At 72.8% G+C, this 1,583-nt stretch carries 2 protein-coding genes; both read right to left on the bottom strand.

Annotated elements, in window-relative coordinates:
* Window positions 1-704: sulfite exporter TauE/SafE family protein (locus PLL68_RS03335; RefSeq protein ID WP_324531630.1), on the bottom strand; the 704-nt coding region annotated here is incomplete at its 3' end.
* A complete protein-coding gene (locus PLL68_RS03330; protein ID WP_324531636.1) occupies window positions 704-1,477 on the bottom strand; it encodes a sulfite exporter TauE/SafE family protein in 774 nt (257 codons plus the stop codon). The genes PLL68_RS03335 and PLL68_RS03330, both read right to left, overlap by 1 nt.
* Between the last annotated feature and the right edge of the window lie 106 nt (window positions 1,478-1,583).

Genomic DNA, 1,583 nt, shown 5'->3' with positions numbered 1-1,583 from the left:
CGCCCGATGACGACGACGCTCGCCACGACGCAGAACCCGAGGACGATGCGTCGGAACCGATCGGGGTCGATGCGGGCCCGCAGGGGCGCCGCGGCGGCGTAGCCGAGCAGCACGAACGGCACCCAGAGGCCACCGACGACGACCTGCTGCGCCGTCAGCTGGCCCCCGGCTCGCAGGCCGACCAGCCCGAGCACCGAGCCTGCGAGGAAGAACACCGCCAGCGTCGAGCGCACCCGCTCGGGGCGCTCGTGCTGGAGCACGAGCGCCAGGAACGGGCCACCGATGGCGGCCGCGGTCCCGGACACGCCCGACACGGCACCGGCGGCGGCCGCGTTCACCGGGGTCGGGCGCAGCTCGATCGTGCGGACCGACAGCGCGACCGTGAGCAGGATGAGCACGCCGACGAGGGCGGCGATGGCCCGCGGGGAGACGAGCGCGACGACGGCGACCCCGACCGGTGTGGCGAGCGTCCGGGCGCCCACGGCCCAGCCGAGGGGCCGCCACGCGACGTCGCGCTCGGCGTGCGCGAGCTGGAGCAGGGGAAGCGCCAGGGCGGGCACGAGCAGGGCGACGGGCATGAGGTCAGGGGCCAGCAGGACGACGAAGGGGGCCGCGACGACCGCCATCCCGAAGCCGACCATCGACTGGACGACACCCCCGGTGAGCACCGCGAGGCCGAGGCCGAGCACGAGCGGCCAGTCCATCAGGGGTAGCGCACGAGCTTGACGATGGCGACCACACCGATGACGACGATCGCCGCCCGCAGTACGGGTGGGGGCAGCCGTCGGCCCACCGTCGATCCGATGACGCCGCCAATGGTGGCCCCGATGGCGATGAGCAGCACGACGAGCCAGTCGATCTGGTCGTGCGCGACGACGATGAAGACGAGCGCTGCGACGCCGTTGACGATCGTGGCGAGCACGTTCTTGTAGCCGTTGAGCCGCTGGATGGGCTCGCTCGACAGGCTGCCGAGGATGCCCATCAGGATGATTCCCTGCGCCGCCCCGAAGTAGCCGCCGTAGACCCCGGCACCGAAGACCCCACCCTGCATGGCGCGTTCGTGGTTCGCGGCCTTCGCGGTGCCCTCTGCTCGCCGGCGCTCGGCCCAGGCGTTGATCCGCGGGCCGGTGACGACGAGAACCAGCCCGACGAGGATCAGCACCGGCACGATGGCCCGGAACAGCTTCGGGTCCAGCACGAGCAGGAGGACCGCACCGGTGACGCCCCCGAGCAGGGACATCGGGGCCAGTCGGCGCAGGGTCGGTGCTGCGCCGACGAGCTCCTTCCGGTAGCCGATGCTGCCGGTCAGGCTGCCCGGTACCAGGCCGATGTTGTTCGAGATGTTCGCGGTGATCGGCGGGACGCCGAGCAGCAGCAGCGTCGGGAAGGTGATCAGCGTGCCGGACCCGACGATGGTGTTGATCGTGCCTGCCCCGATGCCCGCGAGGACGACGAGCAGGGCATCGAGGAAGGGCACGAGGGCTGGCTGACCGGGAGAATCAGGCGGGCGGAGCGGGGGATGCCGGCGGCGCGGGCGGGGTGTCCGCGACCGGAGGTGCAGGAGGAGCCGGCGGGGCCGGCGG

Origin of the sequence: Ornithinibacter sp. (assembly GCF_035443565.1) — a bacterium.
GTDB lineage: Bacteria > Actinomycetota > Actinomycetes > Actinomycetales > Dermatophilaceae > Fodinibacter.
Note: the sequence above shows the minus strand (reverse complement) of the source record. Positions and strands in the feature narration are given on the sequence as shown.